General features: G+C 66.3%; 19 protein-coding genes and 1 pseudogene. 11 read left to right on the plus strand and 9 right to left on the minus strand.

Annotated elements, in window-relative coordinates:
• Positions 1-84: 84 nt before the first annotated feature.
• Positions 85-1,782, minus strand: a complete 1,698-nt coding sequence (locus B5520_RS14490; RefSeq protein ID WP_079597785.1) for a thiamine pyrophosphate-binding protein — start codon at positions 1,780-1,782, stop codon at positions 85-87.
• Between the two features lie 4 nt (positions 1,783-1,786).
• Positions 1,787-2,851 carry an agmatinase gene (gene speB, locus B5520_RS14495; protein ID WP_079597786.1) on the minus strand — a complete coding sequence of 355 codons (1,065 nt, stop codon included), beginning with the start codon at positions 2,849-2,851 and terminating at the stop codon, positions 1,787-1,789.
• Between the two features lie 295 nt (positions 2,852-3,146).
• On the opposite strand from speB, the gene B5520_RS22775 reads away from it, so the two are divergent.
• Positions 3,147-3,374: a type IV toxin-antitoxin system AbiEi family antitoxin domain-containing protein gene (locus tag B5520_RS22775; RefSeq protein ID WP_176156877.1), complete on the plus strand. Its 228-nt coding sequence runs from the start codon at positions 3,147-3,149 to the stop codon at positions 3,372-3,374.
• A 453-nt stretch (positions 3,375-3,827) separates the two neighbouring features.
• Here the strand turns inward: B5520_RS22775 and B5520_RS14505 are convergent, their stop codons facing one another.
• Entirely contained in the window at positions 3,828-4,403 is a 576-nt protein-coding gene (locus tag B5520_RS14505; RefSeq protein WP_079597787.1) for a helix-turn-helix domain-containing protein, read from the minus strand.
• Between the two features lie 270 nt (positions 4,404-4,673).
• Between B5520_RS14505 and B5520_RS14510 the strand changes: the two genes are divergently transcribed.
• On the plus strand, positions 4,674-6,194 hold the full coding sequence (locus B5520_RS14510) for a sodium:solute symporter (RefSeq protein WP_079597788.1): 1,521 nt from the start codon (positions 4,674-4,676) through the stop codon (positions 6,192-6,194).
• Positions 6,195-6,302: 108 nt separating this feature from the next.
• On the opposite strand, the gene B5520_RS14515 is transcribed toward B5520_RS14510, so the two are convergent.
• Entirely contained in the window at positions 6,303-6,533 is a 231-nt protein-coding gene (locus tag B5520_RS14515; protein ID WP_079597789.1) for a hypothetical protein, read from the minus strand.
• Between the two features lie 255 nt (positions 6,534-6,788).
• Here B5520_RS14515 and B5520_RS14520 point away from each other — a divergent pair, with 255 nt between their 5' ends.
• Positions 6,789-7,952 (plus strand): VIT1/CCC1 transporter family protein, encoded by a 1,164-nt coding sequence (locus B5520_RS14520; RefSeq protein ID WP_079597790.1) that lies wholly within the window; start codon positions 6,789-6,791, stop codon positions 7,950-7,952.
• Complete coding sequence (locus tag B5520_RS14525) at positions 7,952-8,917, plus strand: matrixin family metalloprotease (RefSeq protein ID WP_079597791.1); 966 nt, start codon at positions 7,952-7,954, stop codon at positions 8,915-8,917. The genes B5520_RS14520 and B5520_RS14525 overlap by 1 nt, the downstream gene beginning before the upstream one ends.
• A gap of 48 nt (positions 8,918-8,965) precedes the next feature.
• Here B5520_RS14525 and B5520_RS14530 read toward each other — a convergent pair whose 3' ends face one another.
• Complete coding sequence (locus B5520_RS14530; RefSeq protein WP_079597792.1) at positions 8,966-10,099, minus strand: LOG family protein; 1,134 nt, start codon at positions 10,097-10,099, stop codon at positions 8,966-8,968.
• Positions 10,100-10,232: 133 nt separating this feature from the next.
• Positions 10,233-11,651 (minus strand): sugar porter family MFS transporter, encoded by a 1,419-nt coding sequence (locus tag B5520_RS14535; RefSeq protein WP_079597793.1) that lies wholly within the window; start codon positions 11,649-11,651, stop codon positions 10,233-10,235.
• Positions 11,652-11,942: 291 nt separating this feature from the next.
• On the opposite strand from B5520_RS14535, the gene B5520_RS14540 reads away from it, so the two are divergent.
• Genes B5520_RS14540 through B5520_RS14550 form a run of 3 tightly spaced genes read left to right on the plus strand, consistent with a single transcriptional unit; the run spans position 11,943 to position 14,648 of the window.
• Positions 11,943-12,683, plus strand: a complete 741-nt coding sequence (locus tag B5520_RS14540; RefSeq protein ID WP_079597794.1) for a GntR family transcriptional regulator — start codon at positions 11,943-11,945, stop codon at positions 12,681-12,683.
• Positions 12,684-12,701: 18 nt separating this feature from the next.
• The gene (iolB, locus tag B5520_RS14545) at positions 12,702-13,595 is read left to right on the plus strand and encodes a 5-deoxy-glucuronate isomerase (protein ID WP_079597795.1); all 894 of its coding nucleotides are present in this window, start codon (positions 12,702-12,704) and stop codon (positions 13,593-13,595) included.
• Positions 13,596-13,628: 33 nt separating this feature from the next.
• Positions 13,629-14,648, plus strand: a complete 1,020-nt coding sequence (locus B5520_RS14550; RefSeq protein WP_079597796.1) for a LacI family DNA-binding transcriptional regulator — start codon at positions 13,629-13,631, stop codon at positions 14,646-14,648.
• Between the two features lie 18 nt (positions 14,649-14,666).
• Here the strand turns inward: B5520_RS14550 and lepB are convergent, their stop codons facing one another.
• Genes lepB through B5520_RS14565 form a run of 3 tightly spaced genes read right to left on the minus strand, consistent with a single transcriptional unit; the run spans position 14,667 to position 18,139 of the window.
• Positions 14,667-15,206: a signal peptidase I gene (gene lepB, locus B5520_RS14555; RefSeq protein WP_079597797.1), complete on the minus strand. Its 540-nt coding sequence runs from the start codon at positions 15,204-15,206 to the stop codon at positions 14,667-14,669.
• Positions 15,207-15,251: 45 nt separating this feature from the next.
• Positions 15,252-16,697, minus strand: coding sequence for a sensor histidine kinase (locus tag B5520_RS14560; RefSeq protein WP_254865582.1), 1,446 nt, complete (start codon positions 16,695-16,697; stop codon positions 15,252-15,254).
• Between the two features lie 14 nt (positions 16,698-16,711).
• Positions 16,712-18,139: a BTAD domain-containing putative transcriptional regulator gene (locus B5520_RS14565; protein ID WP_254865583.1), complete on the minus strand. Its 1,428-nt coding sequence runs from the start codon at positions 18,137-18,139 to the stop codon at positions 16,712-16,714.
• Positions 18,140-18,454: 315 nt separating this feature from the next.
• Between B5520_RS14565 and B5520_RS14570 the strand changes: the two genes are divergently transcribed.
• The 4 genes and pseudogenes from B5520_RS14570 to B5520_RS23255 form a co-directional block, all read left to right on the plus strand.
• Entirely contained in the window at positions 18,455-19,969 is a 1,515-nt protein-coding gene (locus B5520_RS14570) for a sensor histidine kinase (protein ID WP_254865584.1), read from the plus strand.
• Positions 19,966-20,664 carry a response regulator transcription factor gene (locus B5520_RS14575; RefSeq protein ID WP_079597800.1) on the plus strand — a complete coding sequence of 233 codons (699 nt, stop codon included), beginning with the start codon at positions 19,966-19,968 and terminating at the stop codon, positions 20,662-20,664. Before B5520_RS14570 ends, B5520_RS14575 begins: the two co-directional genes overlap by 4 nt.
• A gap of 77 nt (positions 20,665-20,741) precedes the next feature.
• Complete coding sequence (locus B5520_RS14580) at positions 20,742-21,257, plus strand: hypothetical protein (RefSeq protein WP_079597801.1); 516 nt, start codon at positions 20,742-20,744, stop codon at positions 21,255-21,257.
• Between the two features lie 1,620 nt (positions 21,258-22,877).
• A pseudogene (locus tag B5520_RS23255) lies at positions 22,878-24,695 on the plus strand (peroxidase family protein); the annotation flags it as partial.
• Between the last annotated feature and the right edge of the window lie 414 nt (positions 24,696-25,109).

Raw genomic sequence — 25,109 nt, forward strand, 5'->3', positions numbered from 1 at the left:
CCGCGGGCACGCTTGAAGGGCCGGGTATACGAAAGGACCCCGCCTCCTTGCTGGAGGCGGGGCCCTTTCGTGTGTTTGGTTTGGTCAGGCTTCCAGATGCGTGGGGGCGAACATCTTCAGGAGCGTTTCAACCACGACGACGTTGGGCCCGTCAGCGGCGAATCCCGCCTTCAGCGCGTCCCCCACGCCCTCGGGCGATACCCGGGTGGCAGGGACGCCGAAGGCTTCTGCGAGCTTCACGAAATCGGGCCTGGCGAGTTCGGTCGCGGTGGCCTTGCCGAAGGCGCCCACCATGTATTCGCGCAGGATCCCGTAGCCGCCGTCGTCCACGATCAGCCAGGTGACCGGCACGTTGTGTTGCTTGGCGGTGGCCAGTTCCGAGATGGAGTACATCGAGGAGCCGTCACCGGATACTGCGAGCACCCGGCCGGGCTTGCCCACAGTTTCCAGGCCGACGGCGCCGCCGATGGCCGCGGGGAAGCCGTAGCCCAGCCCGCCTGCGCCCTGGGCCGAGTGGAACTGGCCTTGCCGGGCGTCCCAGCAGGACCAGCCCCAGTAGGCGGCAATGGTCATGTCCCAGAACGTCTGCATGTCCGCCGGGACGGCCTCGCGGATGTCGGCCATGAACTTCAGTTCCTTGCCGAGGTCCTGGGACTCCAGGCGTGCCCTGACCTTCGCCACCGATTCCTTGACCAGCTCCTCGGGAGCGGTGCCGTGCCAGTTGGCCCTGGCTCCTGAAGGGTCAACCTCCAGGGCCTCGTCCAAAGCTGCCAGGGCCTGGCCGGCGTCGGCGCGGATCCCCAGGCCAGGGCGGTTGGACTCCAGGACCCGCGGTTCGGCGTCGATCTGGATGATTTTGCCCCGGGGCTCAAAGGTGAAGTAGTTGGAGGTGACCTCGCCCAGGGACGAGCCGATGACCACCAGGACATCGGCATCCTCGAGCAGATCGGTCATGTGGCGGTCCTCGATCCAGGACTGCAGCGATAACTCATGGTTCCAGGGGAACGCGCCGTTGCCGCCGGGGGTGCAGATCACCGGGGCGCGCAGCTTCTCCGCAATGGACAGCAGGGACTTCTCCGCCCTCCCCCGCCGCGTGCCGCCGCCGGCGATGATCGCGGGCCGTTCGGCAGCTGCCAGCCACTTCACGGCCTCGCGCACCAGTTCCACCCGGGGCGGGTTGTCCGCTGCTTCGGCCAAGGCGTCCTCCACGGGCGGAACCATGATGGGATCCAGCAGCACGTTTTGCGGAATCTCGATCCACACCGGACCCTGGGGCGAGGAAATGGCCTCAGTCCAGGCATCCTGGATGGCTGACGGGATGCCTGAGGCGTGCTGGATCAGCCGTTGGCTCTTGGTGACATTCGCCGCCGACGCCTTCTGGTCATCGAGCTGGTGCAGCATGCCCTTGCGCCGGGCGCCCAGGCCTTCCAGCGGAATCTGGCTGGCCACCACCACCATCGGAACACCCGTGGCGTAGGCCTCCTGCAGGCCTGCCAGGGAGGTCAAAGCCCCCGGGCCGGTGGACAGGAACAGGACCCCCACTTCGCCGGTGGCGCGGGAGTACCCGTCCGCTGCGAAGGCACTGTTGTTCTCCACCCGCGAGGACACGAACTGCAGGTTGCCCCGGCCCATCGCATCAAAGAGGCCCAACGCATGCTGGCCGGGGATGCCAAAGACGGTCTTCGCGCCCAGGGCTTCCAGCGTTTCGACGACGAGGTCCCCGCCGTTACGGGCGCCGGTCGCTTTTGTGGGGGCGGCCGTTCCCGGATCGAAGTCGATCATTGCCTTACTCCTTGCCGGCTGCCGCAAAACCGGCAGGCCGCCGGACCTCCTGGCCAAGGGCCTGCGCAGCGTATCCACTGGCAGCCCCGAAACGGTCGCCCGGCACAGCGTTGTCCGCCATGAGGGTCACCAGTTCGTAGGCGACGTGGCTGGCGGCCACACCCGTAATCTCCGCATGGTCGTAGGCCGGGGCGACCTCGACGATGTCTGCGCCCACCAGGTTCATGCCACGGAAGCCGCGGATGATTTCCAGGAGTTCGCGGCTGGTGATGCCGCCGGCTTCGGGCGTGCCGGTGCCGGGCGCGTGCGCGGGATCCAGCACGTCGATGTCCACGGAGATATACAGCGGGCGGTTGCCGATCCGGTCGCGGACCTTGGCCACGGTCTCCAGGACGCCCTGGTAGTAGACGTCGGCGGAGGTGACGATGCCGAACCCGAAGCGATGGTCGTCGTCGAGGTCCTTTTTGCCGTAGAGCGGGCCGCGGGTGCCGATGTGGCTGATCGCCTCGGTATCGAGGATGCCTTCCTCTACGGCTCGGCGGAACGGCGTGCCGTGGGTGTATTCGGCGCCGAAGTAGGTGTCCCAGGTGTCCAGGTGGGCGTCGAAGTGCAGCATGGCAACCGGCGCGCCTGCACGCTCGGCGGCGGCACGGAGCAGGGGCAGGGCGATGGTGTGGTCGCCGCCAAGGGTTACCAGCTTGCTGCCGCCGGCCGTGAGGTCGAGGGCGTTCTGCTGGACGGTTTCAATTGCCTCGTTGATGTTGAAGGGGTTGACCGCCATGTCCCCGGCGTCTGCCACCTGGGCGTTTTCGAACGGGCTGACGTCCCAGGCCGGGTTGTAGGGGCGCAGCAGGCGGCTGGCTTCACGGACGTGGTTGGCGCCGAAGCGGGCGCCGGGGCGGTAGGAGACGCCGGAGTCAAAGGGAACGCCCACCACCGTGATGTCGGCCTTGGCCACCTGGTCCAGCCGCGGGAGGCGGGCGTAAGTGGCAGCACCCGCATAACGGGGAATACGGGATGAATCGATGGGGCCAAGGTTGCCGTTGGCTTCGATGCGCAGCTCTTCCAATGGAGGCCTCTCCTTCGAGGAGTTGAGTGACTATGTGACTGCCATCATACACCCTGGTTTTCTAATGAGCACCAAGTGTTTACCTTCTTGGGTTCGGTCCATTCCTGCCCGGTTCCTGCCCGGCTTCTCCACCCTCAGCCCTGGCTTTCGCGGAAAACACAGGAATCCCGCACGCTCCTGCCGCTGACGTCCGAAACGAACCGGGAAGGAATGAGCAGCCCTCGCGCAAAAGCGCTGTCCACATACCGCCGCTGTCCCATTCCGCAGCCCAATCAGGGCAACCTGCAATTGATGAATGGACATCTTTGAGTACCTCAAGAGCAACGGGGGCGTCGCCCGGGCCGCACATCTTTTTGACGCGGGCTACTCGCGGCGGGACATCAGGCGCCTGGCGGAGCGCGGAGCCGCCCAGCCAAGGCGCGGGGTGTACGCGGTGCAGGGCTGCGACGAAATCCTTGCTGCCGCGATTCAGCACAACGGCTTTGGCGACATCGGCTATCCGGCTGCACGGCGTTCCCCTTGAGCTGCTCAAAGCCCAACTGCGCGGGGACCGCTCCCGCCCGGTCCTGCGGGCACTGCGGGACCTCGACCTCCGGGCGGAGTCCATCGTGGAGGTGGATGCCCACCATCTGTTCAGAACCAACGGCATCGGATATGAGGCCCACGTGGTCCTGCCCGGAATTGGGCGCGTGGATTTCCTGCTTGCCGGCTTCCTGCTCAGGGACCGGCAACGCAACAACACCTCCACGGTCACCGGCTACGCCGTCCTCCGCTATATGCCCGAACACATCTGGTTCCACCCGGAGCAAGTCATGACGGAAATCAGGGCCGTGCTGGACGCCGGGACCGGTGCGTTCCTTCCCGCTTTGACGCTGCCCGCCATGTTGGGAGGCCCCACATTCCGGGGAACTCGGGGGAAGGAACGCGGGTGTGCCGGCCACAAACCGGGCAGGAACGTACGGCAACGCGGGGGGCGCTACCGGCTGGCGGCCGGAACCAGAACCCAGAGCACCTCGACAGGCTTGTCTGTGGGGTTGACCCAGGTGTGCGGCTCCCGGCCGGGGAAGGTGACGGTGTCGCCCGCGTCAAGGTCGTACTGCTCGTTGGTGAGGATAAGGCGGATGCTGCCTTTGATCACGTGAAGCACGTCCACGTCGCAGTCGACAGCGTAGAGTTCGGATTCGCCGCGGCCGTGCGGTTCGATGCAGGCCTGGATGATCTGGATGCGCCGTTCTGACCGGGCCGTGAGCAGTCGCTCCACAATGCCCTGGCCACCTAGGGAGATCCGCGGCCCGTCGTTGCGCTTGGTCAAGTGCGTTTCCGGGGCTGCAAACAGGTCGCCGATCGAGATGGACAGGACCTGGCACAGCGTCACCAGCGAGGCCACTGACGGGGACGTCAGGTCGCGCTCCACCCGGCTCAGGAAGCCCTTGGTAAGCCCGGTGGCATCGGCAACCTGCTCAATGGTGAGCCGCTGGGACTGCCGGGCGGCCCGGATCCGGGAACCAATGGCAACCGGAACGTTGCTCGGCTCAACTGGCAGTGCCTTCATCTACGAACCTTTCATGGCCGGCAGTCCGGCCCCACTCTGGAGCAATACTAATGGCCAGCCTCTTCTGTGACGCCTCCATGGCGCGCGGTCCGGGCTACCTAATTCCCCCTTGACTGTTACTGCCGTCACAGCCTAACCTTTGGAAAACACATGTTGCCTATAGGGCAATTATCGAGAGCCCCCTCTCACCCCAATTTTCGCAGCGGCATCCGGCCGTCCCCCCGCTCCGGATGCAACCCCCGGCTGCCAAACAGCTCCAAGGAGCCCAACATGGACGCACAAGTCATCAACATCGCCATCGTGGTGGTGTACCTTCTCGCAATGCTGGCCTTCGGCTGGTGGGGCAAGTCCCGCACCAAGAACAACAGCGACTTCCTGGTCGCCGGCCGGCGGCTCGGCCCCTTCCTCTACACCGGCACCATGGCCGCCGTCGTCCTTGGCGGGGCTTCAACCGTCGGTGGCGTGGGCCTGGGTTACAAGTTCGGCATCTCCGGAATGTGGCTGGTGGTGGCCATCGGCGCCGGCGTCCTGCTCCTGAGCCTGCTTTTCGCCGGGACCATCCAGAAACTGAAGATCTACACGGTCTCCCAGATGCTGACCCTGCGCTACGGCAGCCGGGCAACTGAGGCCTCCGGCATCGTGATGCTCGCCTACACGCTGATGCTGTGCGCCACTTCCACGGGCGCCTACGCCACCATCTTCGTGGTGCTGTTCGGCCTTGACCGCGCCCTGGCCATCGCGATTGGCGGCGCCATCGTGCTGGTGTACTCCACGGTGGGCGGCATGTGGTCCATCACCCTGGCAGACCAGGTGCAGTTCGTCATCAAGACCGTCGGCATCTTCTTCCTGATGCTCCCCTTCACCCTCAACGCCGCCGGTGGCATCGACGGCATCCGCAGCCGCGTTGACGAGAGCTTCTTCCAGATCGACGGCATCGGCCTCCAGACGATCATCACCTACTTCGTCGTCTACACCCTGGGCCTGCTGATCGGCCAGGACATCTGGCAGCGCGTCTTCACGGCCAAGACGCCCGGAGTAGCCCGCTGGGGCGGAGCCACGGCCGGCATCTACTGCATCCTCTACGGTGTTGCCGGCGCCCTGATCGGCATGGCCGCGAGCGTGGCGCTGTCCAACATCGAGATCACCGCCAAGGATGATGTCTACGCCGAAGTTGCCCAGAACCTGCTGCCCATCGGCATCGGCGGACTGGTCCTGGCCGCCGCCGTCGCGGCCATGATGTCCACTGCCTCCGGCGCCCTCATCGCCGCCGCCACCGTAGCCCGCGCGGACGTCCTGCCGTTCGTGGCCAGCTGGTTCGGCAAGAACATCAGCACCGAGGACACGGACAACCCCGAGCACGACGTCAAGGCCAACCGCATCTGGGTCCTCACCCTGGGCATCATCGCCATCGTCATCGCCATCATCACCAAGGACGTTGTGGCCGCCCTGACCATCGCCTACGACATCCTGGTGGGCGGCCTCCTGGTGGCAATCCTGGGCGGCCTCGTGTGGAAGCGAGGCACCGGAATCGCCGCCGCCGCCTCCATGGCGGTGGGCTCCGTGGTCACCCTGGGCACCATGATCGTCCTGGAAATCAACGCCAAGGCGCCGCTGGACGGCATCTACGCCAACGAGCCCATCTACTACGGCCTCCTCGCCTCGGCCGTGGTCTACATTGCCGTCTCCCTCATCACCCCGCCCACCGACCCCCAGGTCATGCGGAACTGGCAGCGCCGCGTCGCCGGCCAGGACACCGAGGAAACCCCGGCAGAAGCAGTCACCGCTCCCTGACGGCCGCTTCCAGCGCCACGACGGCCCATGCACCACGGCCAACGCACGACGACGGCGCCTCCTTTCGCTGAACCGCGGAAGGAGGCGCCGTCGTCGTCTGTCCTATGCCTACTCTGTTTCGGTGTCGCGGACCTCGTCCGGGTCCAGCGGGACCGGGCGGTCCTCGGCGTCGATGACTATCGGGGCGGGCTGTACCACCGGTTCCTCCTCGTCCAGGAATTCATCCTCGGTGTCCCAGTCGTCCTCATTTACCGGTGCATCCTCGGCGTAGTCGTAGGCGGGATCCGCTTCGACGGCGTCCAGGTGCGGCATGTCCGGGTGCTGTCCGGTGGTGCTCATGATTCAACCTCCGTTTGTTCGCCTGACGTGCTCTTTCAGTGAGGGCGCCGGCTGCGCCACACTTTCATCACAACACCGCGCGGCAGGCGGGTCAATAGCAGATGCGGAGCCCTGCCGGCCGGGCTGCGGGGCCACCGGATTGAGGCAGACCGAAACCTCCCAGCGAGGTTTGCCAGCCAAAAAACCCCGGAATTTCGCAGTAAGCTGGGCACTGCAATGGGGCCGCTACATGCCCTATCCAGCCCAGGAGTTTCCGTGTCACAGCACGCCCAGCCCGACCATGCCCCATCGAATTCGGGCACATCAAATTCGGCCCAGCCGAACCAGCCCCAGCCTGCCGCACCGTCCGCGGCGGACATCAAGCGGTGGCGCCAGTACCTTGCCGACGAGCGTGCCGAAGCCGCCGTCTACCGCGACCTGGCGCAGAACCGGCAGGGCGAGGAACGCGACATCCTCCTCGCCCTGGCGGAAGCCGAGGGCCGGCACGAAGCGCACTGGCTGGCCCTGCTGGGAGAACAGGCGGGCAAGGCACGGCAGGCCTCGTTCCGCAGCCGGTTCCTTGGCTTCCTTGCACGGCACTTCGGCTCGGTGTTCGTACTGGCGCTTGCGCAACGGGCAGAAGGCCGCTCCCCCTATGCCAAGGACCCCAACGCCACAGCTGCGATGGCCGCCGACGAACAGATCCATGAGGAAGTAGTCCGCGGTTTGGCAACACGCGGCCGCAACCGCCTGGCCGGAACGTTCCGCGCCGCCGTCTTCGGCGCCAACGACGGCCTGGTCAGCAACCTGTCCCTGGTGATGGGCATGGCCGCGTCCGGCGTGGCCAGCACCGTGGTCCTGCTCAGCGGCATCGCGGGACTGTTGGCGGGTGCCATGTCCATGGGCGCCGGTGAATTCATTTCCGTCCGGTCCCAGCGGGAGCTCCTGGCGGCCACCCGCCCCACGCAGATCACCCTGGCCGCGGCCCCGAAGCTGGACATCGAGCACAACGAACTCCTTCTCGTCTACCTGGCCAGGGGCATGTCCCATGAGGCGGCCGAGCACCGGGTGGCAGAGCGCATGGGCCTGTTGTCCTGCGACTGTGATCCCAGCCTGTCCCTGCAGCCGGAGCTGCCGGAGGACGAAGACCAGCATGAAGCTGTCGGCACGGCATGGGGTGCGGCGCTGTCCAGCTTCTGCTTCTTCGCCTCCGGCGCCATCGTGCCCATCCTGCCGTTCCTCTTTGGCATGACCGGTGTGGCTGCCCTGGTGGTGGCCGGCGTCCTGGTGGGCATTGCCCTGCTTGCCACCGGCGGCATCGTGGGCCTGCTGTCCGGCACCTCGCCCCTGACCCGCGGCCTGCGCCAGCTCGCCATCGGGCTGGGAGCCGCCGCGGTGACCTACCTGCTGGGGCTGGTCTTCGGCACCGTGGTGGGTTAGTGGATGAAGACCGGCCCCCGCGCCACGCAGGCTACCGAACCCGGCGGGAAGGCGCAGGCCCACGATTCAGGGTGGTCCTGGTCAGCGCCCTCTGCGTGGCCGGAGTGTTGGGCGGTGCGCTGGTGCTGGACGATCCCAGGGTAAAGCAGCTCCTGGACTTTCGAATTGGCCCGGGCAACGGGCAGCAACGGCAGCCGGGTGGCGGCCCGGACCGTACAAAACAGGACAGTGTGGCACAGGACAATGCTGCGCCGTCCGGTGAAGCCGGCACCCGGCCTGCGGCAGAGGCCAGCCTGGACACCCCTCCCCCGGGCTTCGAGGAGGAAGACGCTCCCCTCGGCGCCCCTTCCCCGCCTGCCGCGGGCAGCGACTCGTACCGGTTCCTTGCGGTCAACGGTGACGGCAGTCCGGTGGGATATTCGCCCTGCCGGCCCCTCCACTACGTGGTGAACGCCGACCTCGCCCCGGCCGGTGCGGAGCACCTGGTTCCGGGGGCCATTGCCACCATTTCGGCAGCAACAGGCATCAGGTTCATTGATGACGGCACCACCCGTGAACAGCCCTCGCCGCAACGGCAGCCCTACCAGCCGGACGCGTACGGCGAGCGCTGGGCACCGCTGCTCATTGCGTGGACCACGCCCGAGGTGGCACCGCAGCTGGAGGGGAAAGTGATCGGCACCGGCGGCAGCACCCATTTCAGTTACGACGACGGGCCCAAGACGTTCGTGACCGGCGGCCTGGACCTGGACGCGCCGCAGATCGCCAACGAGCTGCTGAACCCGGATGGACATCTCTACGCCACCGCGGTGATCCTTCACGAGCTGAGCCATGTGGTGGGCCTGGACCATGTGGAAGACCCTACCCAGCTGATGTACCCGGAGATCGGCACCCCCGAGGGTCTGTCCGCGGGCGACCTCAACGGGTTGTTCGAGCTGAGCAAGGCCCAGTGCCGGAAAGACCTTTAGCCGAATAGACCTTTAGCCCTACAGACCTTTGGCCTGAAGGACCGCTGACTACCGGAGCAGGACGGTCACCGCTTCTTCCACGCTGTCCACCAGGAAGATCCGGTCCGCCATGGGCCGGTCCGCCGCCAGGCTGCGGAGCATGGGCCACGCGGGGTATTGGTGCTCCCAGTGGTGCCTGCCCACCAGGACCATGGGTGTGACCTTTTCCGGGGCTCCGTAGTAGTTTTCGCAGGCGTCCTGGAAAATTTCCTGGACAGTTCCGGCGGCTCCGGGCAGGAACACGATCCCTCCCTGGCAGAGCTCCAGCAGGATGGCTTCACGGATGGCGTTCGCGAAGTATTTGGCGATGTGGGTGGCAAAGCAGTTGGGCGGCTCATGGCCGTAGAACCAGGTGGGGATTCCCAGCGACGGCGTCCCGCCGGGAAAGCGTTCGACGACGGCCGCCGCCGCCCGCGCCCACGCCGACACCGAGGGACGGAAGCCGGGAACGGCCGCGAGCATGTCCAACGCAGCCTGCAGGCCGTCGTCGTCCGCCTGGCTCAGGTAGGCACCCACGTTCGCGGCCTCCATGGCGCCGGGCCCGCCGCCGGTGGCAACGGAATAGCCGTTTCTTGCCAGCAGCCTGCCAAGCATGGCCGCCTGCGCGTAGTCCGCGCTGCCACGCTGGGCGGCGTGCCCGCCCATCACTCCCACCATGGGCTGCCCTGACCAGGGGTGGGAATGGGTCAGCTCGTCCAGCGCGTCGCCGATGGCATGGTCGTGCAGGGCTGAGGCGAGGGTGGCGTCCACCCGGTGCCGCTGGCCCGGCTGGATGCTCCATTGATAGATCCGCGCGTCTGGCAGCTCCTCGTAGGGGGCGTCGGCGAGCCCGTCATAGAGTTCGCCGGGCGAGTAGAGCGTGGAGCGGTACGGGTTGAAGGGGACTCCCGTGAGCCGTGGAAAGATGAGCGCTCCGCGGTTGCGGAGGGCATCCTCCATTCCCTCGTCAAAGGTGCAGCCAAGGAAAATGGCGCCCTCCACATCGAGGCCGGCCAGGGCGGAAGCCCGGCCGCGGAGGTCCAGGGACTGCGCGTGCCAGCCCTGCAGGTGCACGGCACCGGCCGCCAGCATGCGGTCGAAGCTTTCCAGGTCTTCCACTTCCAGGCTGCGCGGACTGGGGCCAAGGTTTCCCGAAAGGTTCATGGCTGTTGCCGCCTTCTGCTGCTCATCCACCCAGCGTAGGCCACCGGCAAAAGCAACGCGGGGTCAGATCCGGCCCTCCGGAAGCTCCGGATTGGGCTGGGTCTGACCCCGCGTTGCTCCCAGGGGTAGGTGATCAGGCAGGCAGCTTTGCCGGAACGGCGCCTTCGCGGAAGTGCGCTTCCAGGTCCTCGAGTGAGTGGCCCTTGGTTTCGGGAACGAACTTGATGACGAAGGCGAGCGACGCGACGTTGACCAGGACGAACAGGCCGAACGTGCCGGTGGACCCCAGTGCCTCGACGACGATCGGGAACAGGAACGAGATGGCGGCGTTGACGGTCCAAAGGGCGAACACCGCGATTCCCATGGCGAAGCCGCGGATGGCCAGCGGGAACATCTCGGAGAGGAGCAGCCAGACGCAGGTGCCGATGAAGCACTGGACGAAGGCGACGAACAGCATCATGGCGGCGAGGATGGTGTAGCTGGCAAGGTCGGACTGGGGCAGCAGGAAGACGATTGCCAGCAGCGCCTGCGAGCCCACCACGCCGGAGAAACCGATGACCAGCATCTTGCGGCGGCCAATGAAGCCCAGCAGCCAGATGCCCAGGATGGTCATCAGCACGGAGGTGACACCGACGCCGATGGTGGCAACCAGCGATGCGCTCACTCCCAGCCCGCTCTTTTCCAGAATGGTGGGGGCGTAGTAGTTCACCGTGTTGATGCCGGTGGCCTGCTGCACGGTTGCAAGGCCGATGCCGATCCACAGAAGCCGGCGCATCCAGGGGTTGTTGCGGAGGTCACGCCAGGCGTGGCCGCGCTCCTCCTTTGCCGTCCGGGCAGCCTCGGCGATCTCCTCGAATTCGGCGGCTGCTTCCTGCGGGCTGCGGCTAAGGTTCAGGACACGGCGGCTGTCTTCCAGCCGGCCGCGGATGGCGTACCAGCGCGGGGACTCGGGCAACAGCAGCATGCCGGCGAGCAGCGCGAGCGCGGGCAGCGACGCGATGCCCAGCATGGTGCGCCAGACCTCGGTGTCGTGGATGAGGGCGTCGAGCAGGGCATTGATGGCAAAGGCCAGCATCTGGCCGGTCACGATCATGAGCTCGTTGATGGTGACCATGCGGCCACGCAGGTGGGCCGGCGCCATTTCCGCGAGGTACAGCGGGCAGGTGACGGCCGCAGCTCCCACACCAAGGCCCAGCAGGATGCGGGCCGCGATCATGAACGGAACGTTCGGGGCGATGGCGCAGCCGATGGCCCCGAAAAGGAACAGCAGCGCGCAGACCAGCAGGGATCCGCGGCGGCCCAGCTTGTCCGCCATGCGGCCGCCGGTCAGGGCGCCCACTGCCGCGCCGGGAAAGAGCAGCGCGCTGACGACGGTGGCTTCCTCGACGGCGGTCATGTTCAGGGAGTCGTTCATGTACAGCAGGGCACCGGAGATGACGCCGGTGTCGTAGCCAAAGAGCAGGCCGCCGAGTGTGGAGATCACGGTCAAACGGGCCAGGTACCCGCGGCGTTGGCTGCCGGGGGCGTTCAGGGCTTGTTTCTGCAACTGCATTGTTGCCTCTCAGATTCTCTTGGGGACCGGGACGAACCGGCCTGAGATGTGATGCGTGACACTGACTTTAGAGCGCTCTAATCATTCGCGTCAAGGAAAAGTCCTAATGTCAGCACAAATAAATTTCCGGCCGATTCATGGCTTAGTGAAAGCATCAGCCTTGACCCGGCAGCACTGCCTGCTACGATCGAAGGCGCAAGTATGTCCTATCAAGAGAACATATGGTGGCAAAGCGGCCGCTTACACCTCATCCGGCGGGCTGGAGCCGCAACCAAGAACAGGAACGAAAACGTGGCGAACAACCTGGGTCTCAGCATCGACCGTTCATCCCCCGTGCCCCTTTACCACCAGGTGGTGCAGGGCATCGAAGCCGCGATCTACAGCGGGGTCCTGGAGCCGGGCAGCCGTCTGGACAACGAGATCGACCTCGCGGCCCAGCTGAACCTGTCCCGTCCCACCATGCGCAAGGCCATGGACGAACTGGTCCGGTCCGGCCTGCTGGTGCGCAAACGCGGGGTGGGCACCCAAGTGGTCTCCAGCCAGGTGCGCCGTCCGCTGGAGCTGTCCAGCCTGTATGACGACCTCACCAACAACGGCAAGAAGCCCACCACGGACGTCCTGAGCTTCGCCCACCTGGAGGCGGACGAGGCCACCCTCGCCACACTCCAGCTCCCGGCGGGATCGAAGGTCTACCACTTCACCCGGCTGCGGAAGGTGGGCGGCAAGCCGCTGGCACTGATGGAGAACTGGGTGCGTGACGACATCGCGGACATGGACGAAGCCATGCTCGCCGCCGAAGGCCTCTACTCGATCCTCCGCCGCGGCGGCGTCAACTTCCGGCTGGCCACCCAGCGGATCGGCGCCATGACCGCCAACGAATACCAGGCGTCCATGCTGGAAGCCGCCGAGGGCTCAGCCCTGGTCACCATGGAGCGCACCGCCGTCGATGACACCGGCCGGCGCGTGGAGACGGGCCACCACGTCTACCGCGCCGATTCCTACAGCTTTGAAATGACACTCGTACAGCGCTAACCGCAAGGAGCACACTCCATGACCAACTGGGTCTACCCGCTGGGCACCGCCACTGACGGCAAGTGGGACGTCTCGATCGGAACCTCCGACTCTTCCCTCATCGTGGAGGGGTGGGCACACACGGGACTGAAGGTGGCCACCCTGGCCGCAGGGGCCGACGTCGTACTTTCCGCCTCCGATGAGGAACGCATCGTGGTGCCGCTCAACGGATCCTTCACCGTAACGGTGGACGGGGACCCCTATGAGCTGCACGGCCGCTCCACCGTTTTCTCCGGTCCCAGCGACGTCCTGTACTCGGGCACCGGCCGGACGGTCACCATCAGCTCGTCCGACGGCGGACGTGTTGCCGTCGCCACGGCGCCAGCCAACGCGTCCTACCCCACCCGCCTCATCACCGCAGCGGAAACGCCGGTGGAGCTGCGCGGGGCCGGCAACTGCTCCCGCCAGGTCCACAACTTCGGCACTCCCGCAGCGCTGGAGGCCGACCGGTTCATCGTCTGCGAGGTCCTCACCCCCGCCGGGAACTGGTCCTCGTATCCCCCGCACAAGCACGACGAGGAGAAGGACGGCGAGACGCATCTCGAGGAGATTTACTACTTCGAGACCCAGGTGGCAGCCGGTTCCGCCGCGCCCGCCGACGCTGACGCCATCGGCTACCAGCGCGTCTACGCCTCTGACGAGCGCCCCATCGACGTTTCAGCCGAAGTCCGCACGGGCGACGTGGTCCTGGTCCCCTACGGCTGGCACGGCCCCGCGATGGCAGCTCCCGGTTACGACCTGTACTACCTCAACGTCATGGCAGGCCCCGGCCCGGTCCGCGAGTGGCTGATCAGCGACGACCCGCACCACGGCTGGGTACGCCAGGGCTGGGACGGCCAGGACATCGACCCGAGGCTGCCCTTCGGCGCGTAGCCGCCCTTTCCGCAAATGGCATAGTGGAGTCCTGTGAAGCAGACTTCCCCCGCCCAGCGGTCAGTGACCATGGAGGACGTGGCCCGCGAGGCCGGGGTAAGCCGTGCGCTGGTGTCACTGGTGATGCGCAATTCCCCCAAGGTGTCGCCTGCCAGGCGCACGGCGGTGCTCGAGAGCGCCGCCGCGCTGGGCTACTCCCCCAACAGGCTGGCCAGCCGCCTTGCCAGCCACCGCACCAGGACGCTGGGCGTCCTGTTCCTGGACCTGCACAACTCCGTCTTCGCGGACATCTATGACGGCATCACCGAAGGGACCGCCGGCAGCGGCAACCAGGTGATGGTCGCCGTCGGCTCCGCCGACCCGGGGACGGAGCTGGAGGCGGTCCGCTCGTTTGTGGACCTGCGGGTGGACGGCGTCATCCTGGCCGGCTACACCGGTTCAGCCGAGGAGCTGGCCGCCGCACTGCGCGGGACGCCGGCGGTGGTGATCACCCGGGAGTTGGAGATCGACGGCGTGGATTCCGTCCTGTGCGACGACTTCCGGTCCGGAGCGCTTGCGGTGGAGCACCTCCACGGACTGGGGCACCGGCGGATTGCGCACGTGGACATCTCGGACTGGCTTCCGTACACGGCCCGCAGGGAAGGTTACCTGCATGCCATGGAGAAGCTTGGCCTGGAGCCGATGCTGGTGCACAGCGACATGACCGAGCGCGGCGGCCGGGCCGTGATGGAAAAGTTCCTGGCCTCGGGCGCCGAGGTGCCCACGGCCATCTTTGCGCACAACGACCTGACGGCCATCGGCATCATGGAAGCCTTGGCCTCCCACGGTCTCTCGGTCCCCCATGACGTTGCCGTGGTGGGCTGCGACAACATCGAAGTGGCGGCCTCACCACTGATCGGGCTGACGTCCATCGACCAGCATGCCCGGGAGCTGGGGCAGCTGGCGGCGCAGGTCATGCTGGAGCGGATCGGCGGTACGGCCGGCCCGGCGGTGACCCGCAAGCTGGACCCCGTCCTCCTGGTCCGGCGCTCCTCGGATCCGGCCGCCGGGTAGCACGGACTCCCCCGGTTCCTACTTCTGGCCGGTCAGCAGGGTGCCCCGGACCGCGGACAAAGGCACGGCGCCGAAATCCCTGGAATCGATCGATACTCCCCGGTTGTCCCCCAGCACAAAAACGCTTCCTGCCGGGACTGTTTCGGGGCCGAAGTAGGTGGCGTCGATGCGGCTGTGGTCGATAAAGGGCTCCGGGACGGCGACGTCGTCCACATACAGTTCCGAGTCGCGGATAGCCACAGTCTGCCCTTCAAGGCCAATGACCCGCTTGATGGCCGTGCGCCCGTCGACGGGACTGGTGAAAGCCACCACCACCCCGTTACGGATCAAGCCCGCACCCGGCTTATACAGGAGCACCACCGACCCCATGGGGATGGTCGGCTCCATGCTGTCCGACGAGACAGTGAACGGTTCCAGGAGCCACGCCCTGACGGCGAGGATCACCAGGGCCGGAATCACAGCCAACGCGATGAGGCGGGGCCAGTGTCTCCCGGCTGGCCCGGGGGTCGTACCCGGCAGCCGGTGCCGGGGGGCGCGCCGCCGGCCGCTGTCATCCATCAGTACCGTTTTCAATCCTCTTCGTCATCCAGTCGCATCTGGCGGCTACCTCAGGGCGCCGCGTTCGGGCAGGGACCTCAGCGGCACATGCTGTGGCAAGGAGTCCTCGCGTGGGGACGCAGCGGGATGCCGGCTTGCCCAGCGGACGGAAGGCGCGGCGGCCCCGAAGGTCGCTGTGACGGACGTTCCTGCGCCGGGCGTGGAAAGGACCCCAAGGGTGCCGCCCGCCTGCCGGATCGTGTCCCCCAGGATCCTCAGGCCAAAGTGGCCTTCCGGGCGGGGCTGGCTTGTATCGAAGCCGCGGCCGTCGTCTGAAACCGTGATCTGGGTGCGCTGGCCGGCATGGCGGATCCGGAGTGCCACCGATTGGGCCGCGGAATGCTTCGTGGCGTTCACCAGGGCTTCCCGCGCCACGCGATAGACCAGGACGGCCCGGTCCCGGTCCAGCACAAGCTTGTCCGGGATCTCCATGGTCAAGGCAATACCGCGCTCCACCAGGGGTGTCTCCAGCCGCAGGAGGGAAGCCTTCAGCCCAAGCTCTTCGAGGTCTGGAGGATAGAGCTCACTGGTCATGGCGCGCAGGCTGCGGATGTTGTTCTGCAGCATCGTCCTGGCCTTGGAGAAAACCGTCTGAAGTTCGGGCGGACCGTAGCGCTCCTCCGATTCCAAAGCGTACGCCAGCCCCGACAAGTCCTGGATCACTTCATCATGGAGTTCACTGGCGATCTGCCGGCGCTCCTGGTCAGACGCTTCAATCGCGCAGCGCAGCAGCGCATTGCGCGTCACCTGATCGAGCTGGATCCGCCGGGCCAGGCGGACGGCGGGAATCAGTTGCGTCAGCTGCAGGACTGCCAGGGACAGCAGCATCGGTGGAATCATGCCCATCAGCACTGCCCGCTGTTCGCCGCGCACCGCCACACCTGACGAGTATGTTTCAAAGATCATCGGTGCGCCGCTCGCGGAAGAAGAGCGGGCGTAGACCTCCACGAGTTCGCCGGAATCAGCCTCGTACTCGTTCTCTTCCCCGGTCTGGGATTCCAAGGTGGCGGTCGCCGGCCCGCCCTCAAGGAGGCGGCGCGCCCATTCCTCCTGTTCAAAATCCTGCCCGATGAGCGACTTCACGTCCGAATAGACCACCCGGCCGTGCTCGTCCCACACTTTGATCCTGGTTACGCCGCCGTTGGCCAGCCATGGCGCCAACCGCTCGTCGAGTAATTCCAGCGCGGCGGGATCGCGGGCCAGGAGTTGGTCGGTTAGCAGCGGCCCCACCACGTTATCGGCCAGGCGCTGCGTGAAGTCCCTTGCGTTGGCAAGGGCGTGCCGTTCCGCTTCAGCCCAGATCCAGAACGCGACGGGGGTGGCAACCAGGACGAGGGCCACGAACCCCGCGGTGAGGAACCGTGTAACAGCTGACCGGACCTCACGACGCTCGTCTACTCCAGGGGCCTTGTTCATGCTGTGGGAGGCCGCTTCCACGTGGTGTACGCGCACTGTAGGTGGCCTAACTACATGCCCGCAGGTTCCGGAAGGGATCCGGCAGCGCCGCCCAGTCCCGCCACCAGGGCCGGGTGGACGATCATGTTGCCGGGGTGGGCGTGCCGCAGGGTGTCAAGCATGACTCCCAGGGCTCCGTCTTTGGGGAGGAACCCGCAAATACCCATCGAGGCAGCCTCACGCAGCGCGTCCTGCGAAGGGTTGCCGGTGAGCATAACGATCCGGGCTTCCGAGGCTTCCGACAGGATGTGTTCGGCGGCCTTGAGGCCGGAGCCGTCCGTCAGGTAAAGGTCCATAATGACGACGTCGGGCTGCAGCTCGCGGAACATGGTCACCGCGGACTCCACCGACTTCGCCGCCCCCACACTTTTCAGGTCCGGTTCCCGGTCCAGTGCCCCGGCCAGCAGGTCCGAAAAGGTGGTGTGGTCATCAACGATCAGGATCCGCAGCCGTTCGGTTTCCTGCTTGGTCAGCTGCGGTGCAGCGTCGCGGCTGCCGGCCACCACGTGGATGGAGGGACGGGCTTCTGCTGGCCCCTGGGCGGCTGCGGTGCTGGTCAGGAGCCTGGCGTGTGCCTCCTTCAGCACCGGACTGGGCGCGCAACCCAGTTCTTCGTCCATTACCCGGCGGCAACGGTCATACGCCCGCAGCGCCTCGGTTTTTTCGCCGTTGCGTTCCAGCCCCAGAATCAGGGCGGTCCAGGCCCGTTCGTTCAGGGGGTCTTCCTTGGCCGCCGCGCCGCCCCACGTTATCGCTTTGACCACCTCCCCCACGGCCAGGGCGGTCTCAGCAGCCTGGACCCGGGCGAGGCTGACCCGGGCTGCGTGAAGGGCCCGTTCCTCCTCGGCCCAGGCCGGCAGCAACTCATCCCCCAGCAGCGGGGCAGAAGCGATCTCGAGTGCTTCGGTAAGCAGCGCCAGCGCTGCCGGCGCGTCGGCCTGGCTGGCCTGCTTGGTCAGTGTGTCGAACCGGTTCAGGTCCAGGTCCACCAGCGACCTGTCGATCGCGTAGCCGCCGGTGACCGTCCGCAGCGGACCGCTCCGCCCGGTGCCCGGCTGCAAATGCCGCCGCAGGACACTGACATAGCTTTCCAGGGTGGGCAACGCCACCGACGGATGATTGTCACCCCACAGCAGGTCCATGATGCGGGTCTTGGACACCGCCGAGCCGAAGTTCAACAAAAGGATCTCCAGCACCTGCCGGGGCTTGGGCCCGCCAAGATCATTCGAGCCCAGCTCCGTATTCCCGCGGCGGATGGTCAACGGGCCAAAAACCGAAATCGTCAGCACCGGTGCCTGCGGCAACACTTCGGCAACCAGCCCCGGACCGCCGCTCTTCTTCGCCATCTCCAATGTAGCCACGATGGTGCCCCCCAAGTAGTTGAGTACTGCCTGCGTCCCATTGAACTGACGGGTCAGCAGGCGAACAACAGTGCTCATTACTCGCTTCTTCACGTGGCCTTTCCTTCCAGGTACTTGGTACCTAAGGGCAGGTACTCGGAATCCATCCGGCGGAAGCCCGGCAGATGTGCGGGGAAAAAAGCTGCCTATTAGCGCGTTTTTGCTGGTCAACACGCGGATTCATTTTCGGGTTCAAATGTTGGGAAAAACCTAGGTAGTCCTGGGCGGAGCCAGCGCGCCGCCGCCAAAGAATTCCCCAAGCCGGCCAGCCTACGGTGGCAGAAAACCGCTGCTGGGCGGTTTGCAACGGGCAGCTGCCGTGGTGCAGCCGTCCGGCAAAGGATGGGAAACACGATGAAACTGCGTACCGGAACCGCGAGGGTGGCCACCATCCGGGTGGGCCGGGGTTGGCACCTGGTACGGGCGGGACTGCGAACAGTCCGGTTCCGTGTCCTGGCCACGGTCCTTGGGTTCCTGGCGGCCGGGCTGCTGGCCGCCGGCATCACCACCCTCACCCTTGACCTGGGCAACCTTAACAACCGGGTCAATGAGGACCTCCTCCTTCAATCCGGGCGGCTGCACGACATCGTGGAGCAGGGCGTTCCGGGTGGAGGGCCGTATACCTCCCTGGATGAGCTGTTCACCGTGTTCCTCCAGGGTGACGCTCCGGGCAGGTACGGCTCGGTGATGGCCACCGTGATCGGCGGCAACACCTTCCTGCCAGCCGCCGGGCAACCCAGCACCCCCGATGCTTCCCAAGTGCTGGATGCAGCACGCGCCGCGCAGGTGGAGGGCCGCACCGCCTTCCATGACGTGACGCTGGACGGCCGGACGGTGCGCCTGGCCATCACGTCCGTATCCCTGGAACGCGGGGCCCCCGGCGGGCTCCTGGTGGCAGCGAACGAAATTGGCCGCCAGCGCGAGCAGATGATGGCGTCGTTTGGCACCTTCGGCGTGGCTTCGCTGGGTACGCTGCTGCTGGCGGGAGCGGTAGGTTTCACCGTCACGGGCCGGCTGTTTGTTCCGGTCCGCCGCCTGCGCCAGGCCACGGAATCCATTACGTTCGAGGACCTGAGCAGCCGCGTCCTTGTGCCGCCCGGTGACGACGACGTCTCGCAGCTGGCAACGGACTTCAACCGCATGCTGGACAGGCTGGAGGCGGGCATCGCGGACCAGCGCCAATTTGTGGATGACGCCAGCCATGAGCTCCGGACTCCCCTGACCATCATCGGCGGCCATCTTCAACTGCTGCAGGCGGAAGACCCCCGGGACGTCCGTGAGACCCAGGCGTTGCTCCTGGAGGAACTGGACCGGATGCAGTCTCTGGTGGACGAGCTCCTGCTGCTGGCCAGGAGCGGCCGGCCCGACTTTGTCCGGCTGGAGTGGGTCGACGCCGATTCCTTCCTTGTGGCGGCCATGGACAGGATCAAGGTCCTGGCGGACCGGCGGTGGCAGATCGACACTATGCCGGGCGGACGGTTCCGCGCGGACCGCAACCGCCTCACCCAGGCGGTGGAGCAGCTGGCGGCTAATGCAGTGCAGTCCACCCGGCGGCATGACCTGATATCCCTCGGCGCAGCCTGGGTTGCGGCGCCGGACGGCACTGTGCCGCCTGCACCTTCCGCACTTTCCGGGGCCGGCGTCGAAATCTGGGTGGCGGACTCGGGATGCGGCATCAGCGCTGCCGACCAGGAACGGATCTTTGACCGTTTCGCCCGGGCCGGAGTATCGCGTGGCACGGAAGGATCCGGCCTGGGGCTGCCGATCGTCAAGGCCATCGCCGAAGCCCACAGCGGGTCACTGCGGGTGATCTCGCAGGTCAATGAAGGCAGCACATTCGTACTCTCCCTGCCCGGAGGAACCCCATGACCCGAATACTGATCGCCGACGACGAACCACGGATCGTGAGCTTCATCGCCAAGGGCCTCACGGCTGCCGGGTACATCACCTCCTCGGCGGAGGACGGCATCCGGGCGCTGGACTACGCCAGTTCCGGCGAGTTCGACCTGCTCATCCTGGATATCGCTATGCCGCGGATGGACGGCTTTGCGGTGCTTACCGCGCTGCGCGCTATGCGCTGCACGGTTCCGGTGATCGTCCTGACCGCCAAGGATTCCGTCCAGGACACCGTGGCAGCGCTCGACGGCGGCGCGGACGACTACATGAGCAAACCGTTCCGCTTCGAGGAGCTGCTCTCGAGGATCCGCCTGCGGCTGCGCCACACGGCGGGCTTTCCGGCCCCACCGGCCCCCACAAGCGGTGACCTCAGCCTGGACGTCGACCTTCGCAGCGCAACTGTCCGTGGCAGGACGGTGCCGTTGTCCGCCCGGGAGTTCGCGATGGCCCGGGTGTTCGTGGAAAACGAAGGCAAGGTGCTGACCAGGGAACAGCTGCTGAGCCGGGTGTGGGGCTACGACTTTGACGGGTCCTCCAACGTGGTGGATGTCTACGTGGGGTACCTGCGCAACAAGCTCGGCCCCCAAAGAATTGTGGCAGTCCGCGGCGCCGGGTACCGGTTCGTGGCCCTTCAGGATGCCCCATCCCCTGCCCGTTCCGGCGGATGAGAGGTCTCTCATAAAAGTCTCATCCCCCTCTCACCGTGGCCCGGCAGGGTGGGAACACAACAAGGAAAGGCGAACCGATGAAAAAGTTTTGGTACCTCCCCATCGCAGCAGTGGCAGGTGCGGCGAGTCTTACGGTGTGGGCACAGGCCAATGCGGGCCCGCCCCCTGCAGTCTCTCCCGGAGTGGTGGTGGCCGACGTGCAGTCCGGCAGCGGCACCGCCAAACCTGGGGAACAGCCGGCCCTGCTTGCCACTCCGACGCCCACGCCCACTTCCACGCCCAGCATCACCGCGATACCTGACCACACGGCCCCGGAGACACAACGCATCCAGGTTGAACTGCAGACGTATCCCCCGCTGCAACCGACCCACAGCCCTACCCACAGCGTGGGCGATGACAAGGGCGGACTGAGGCCGGACGGGGTTTCCGACGATGGCCCCCTGCACGATGTGGGTGACGACAAGGGCGGGCTCAGGCCGGACGGGGTTTCCGACGACGGCCCCCTGCACGACCTGGGCGACGACAAAGGCGGGCTCAGGGACGACAGCGAGTCAGACGACGGCCCGGGCGACGACAAAGGCGGTGACCGGTAGACCTTGGGATGGCACCAAGCTTTTCCCTAGAACATCCCTGCACCATGACCTTGTTCAGCCGACTCGACTGGGAAGTCGGCGCTACTGGGGAGCATGTGCAGGATGAAAGCGATACGACGCGGGTCAGCGCACTCAGGACAGCAGAAAACCGGCGGAAGGGGCCTTAAGGCGCTGGCAGCATCAGGAGCAGTCGCTTTGGCTGCCTCCATGGGCCTGCCGCCGCTCGCGGCCCATGCCGTGCAGGCCCCCGTGGGCGCAGGGTTCACGGTGACACCTTCGGACTTGTCCTTCATCCTGAAGCAGATCAAGATCGCCGAAGCGCACGTGGCCAACACCACGTCCGAGACCGGGCCCTGCGGCGCCCTGGTGGGACCCGGCCCCAACCAGCTTGCCAGCCCGCTGCTGTCCCACGGGCTGCGCACAGTTGACGGAAGCTGCAACAACCTCCAGCAGGGCCAGGAGACCTTCGGCGCGGCAGACCAGGTGTTCCCGCGGCTGGGATCCAAGTCGTTCGGCGACGCCGAAAGGGGCTCCTTTGGCGGTCCCCCCGTCGCCACGAGCTACATGCAGAAGTCCGGCAGCGTTTTCGACTCGCGGCCGCGAACCATCAGCAACCTGATCGCCGACCAAACGTCAACCAACCCCGCCGCTGTGGCCGCCGCCGGGTTCCCGGCGCGGACCCAGGGCAACGAGGGCGTGGTGCCCTGCGTCGTCGACCCGGACCCGGAGGCGGTTCCTCCCGTTGCCGCCGAGCCGGACGGCTGCGTCCCCTCGCACAACACCCTGTTCATTCCCAACGTAACCACCGACGTCGGACTCTCACCGCCCTACAACTCCCTTTTCACCCTCTTCGGCCAGTTCTTTGACCATGGCATCGACCAGACGGTCAAGGGCGGCGGCACCGTCTATGTTCCGCTCAAGGCCGATGACCCGCTGATCGCGGGGCCGGACCACGTGTTCGGCAACGCGGATGACCTCAATCCGCACATGCGCTTTATGGTCCTGACGCGCGGCATGAACCAGCCGGGCGCGGACGGTGTCCTGGGGACGCAGGACGATGTCCAGGATGCCCTGAACACCAACTCGCCCTGGGTAGACCAGAGCCAGACGTACACGTCCCATTCCTCCCACCAGGTGTTCCTGCGCGAGTACGTCAATAACGCAGCCGGGCAGCCGGTATCGACGGGTGCCTTGCTGGGCGGCCCGGCCGGCACGCCCGAGGCCGGCGGCATGGCCACCTGGGCCACCACCAAGAAGCAGGCCCGGGAGCTGCTCGGCATCCAGTTGCTGGACAAGGATGTCCTCAACGTCCCCATGCTCGCCGCCGATGCCTATGGGAAGTTCATCCCGGGCCCGAAGAACGGGCTCCCGCAGTTTGTCACGAGGTCAGGACTGGTCGAGGCAGACCGCACCGCGAACGGTGGCCTGGGAACCCTGGTGCCGCAGGACGTGCTGTACTTCCACACACCGTTCCTGACGGACATCGCGCACAACGCCGATCCGTCGCCGCAGGACACCGACCACAACCCGGCAACACCGCGTGTCGCGCCGGTGCCGGATGCAGACACCTCCGCGTCTGCAGATTTCATGAGCCAGGCTCCCGGCACGTATGACGACGAAATGCTGAACGCACACTTCATCGCCGGCGACGGCAGGGTCAACGAGAACATCGGGTTGACCGCCATCCACCAGGTTTTCCACTCCGAGCATGACCGCCTGGTGGAAGATATCAAGCGCGTTCTCAGCACCGATACGTCCACCCGGGGCGCTGCCGCCCTGCCCGAGTGGAAGCTTGCCACCGGCGCGGACGGCTGGAACGGCGAACGGCTTTTCCAGGCCGCGCGGTTCATCGCGGAAATGGAGTACCAGCACCTGGTCTTCGAGGAGTTCGCCCGGAAAATCCAGCCCGCCATCAACCTCTTCGAACCCTTCGCCTTCTCGCAGACGGACATCAATCCCGCGGTCAGCGCCGAGTTCGCCCACGCCGTGTACCGGTTCGGCCACTCGATGCTGACGGAGACCATTTCCCGCCGGAACGAGGACGGCCCGGGTGCCGACGGGGTGTGGGGGAATTCCGACGACGTCCGCGGGTCCCAGAACGATATCTCCCTCCTGGAGGGCTTCCTGAATCCGCCCGAATACACCGACGGCGGCCCCGCCGGGCCGCTGACCTCCGAGGAGGCCGCGGGCAGCATCATCATGGGAATGTCGGACCAGGTCGGGAGCGAACTGGACGAGTTCGTCACGGATACGCTGCGGAACAAGCTGCTGGGACTGCCCATGGACCTGGCCGCGATCAACCTGACCCGTGCCCGGTCGGAAGGTTTGCCCACGCTGAATGCGCTGCGCCGGGAACTGCATGGCGCCACGAACGACAGCCAGCTCAAGCCGTACACCAACTGGATCGACTTCGGCGAAAACATCAAGCACCCGGAGTCGCTGGTCAACTTCGTGGCCGCCTACGGCAAGCACCCCTCGATCGTGCAGGCCACCACCCTTGAGGCCAAGCGCACGGCGGCCCGGCTGATCGTCAGCCCGGACACCCTGGCCGGTGAGGTTGCGCCGGAGGACGCCGTGGCGTTCATGAACAGTATCGACGGCTGGGCCAACAACGGCACCGCCTCAACCACCGGACTCGATGACATCGACCTGTGGATGGGCGGCCTGGCCGAACGGACCAACCTGTTCGGCGGCCTGCTCGGCAGCACGTTCAACTACGTCTTCGAGAGCCAGATGACCGATCTGCAGAACGGTGACCGGCTCTACTACCTGGCCCGCACCCCCGGGATGAACCTGATGGCGCAGCTCGAAGGGAACTCCTTCGCGGAGATCATCATGCGCAACACCAATGCCCAGGCGCTGAAAGCCGACGCATTTGCCACTGCCGACTGCAAGTTCGAGCTGAAGAACCTGGCCGGAACTCCGGAAGGTTTCGCCGCTTCCGGCAACACCGTCGCGGACGATCCGGCGTCGGAATGCAACGAGGCAGCACTGCTGATCCGCATGCCCGACGGCACCATCAAGTACCGTGCTTCGAACTCGGTGGACCCGTCCGGCATCAACGGCCAGGCCGTGTACAACGGATCCAGCAATGCCGACCGCATCTACGGCGGTGTGGACAACGACACCATGTGGGGCGGCCTCGGCAACGACGTCATCGAAGGCGGTGACGGCGCCGATACCGTCCTGGGAGGGGACGGAAACGACATCATCACCGACCTCGCCGGGGACGACATCCTGAAGGGCGGGCCGGACAATGACGCGATCGACGGCGGCCCCGGCCTGGACATCCTCATCGGCGGCGACGGCAGGGACTTCATCAACGGCGGTGCGAACTCAAACGAGACGTTCGCCGGTGAAGATGACGACTTCGTGATTGCCGGTGAAGGCCTGGACGCCGTCTTCGGCGGCGGCGGGAATGACTGGGTGGAAGGCGGCGACAGCCCCGACCTCCTGATCGGCGACTCCAGCAACCTGTTCTTCCTGGACGACTCGCAGAAGCCCGGCAATGACATCCTCATGGGCCAGGGCGGCGACGACGACTACGACATGGAGGGCGGCGACGACATCGGCATTGCCGGCCCCGGCGTCGAAAAAGTGGCGGGCGCGTCCGGCTACGACTGGGAAATCGGGCTCTTCGATCCCCAGCCCCAGGACGCCGACCTCGAGCTTCCGATCGAGCCGCTGGACATCCTCCAGGTTGGCGTCCGGGACAGGTACAACGAGGTGGAAGCCCTCTCCGGCGGCCCGCTCAATGACGTGCTCCGGGGGGATGACATCATCCCGAGCACAAGGGGCGGTGGCGGCTTCATCGGCTGCGACGTCCTGGACCAGGCCGGCGTGGACCGCATC

The organism is Arthrobacter sp. P2b (assembly GCF_900168295.1).
Taxonomy (GTDB): domain Bacteria; phylum Actinomycetota; class Actinomycetes; order Actinomycetales; family Micrococcaceae; genus Arthrobacter.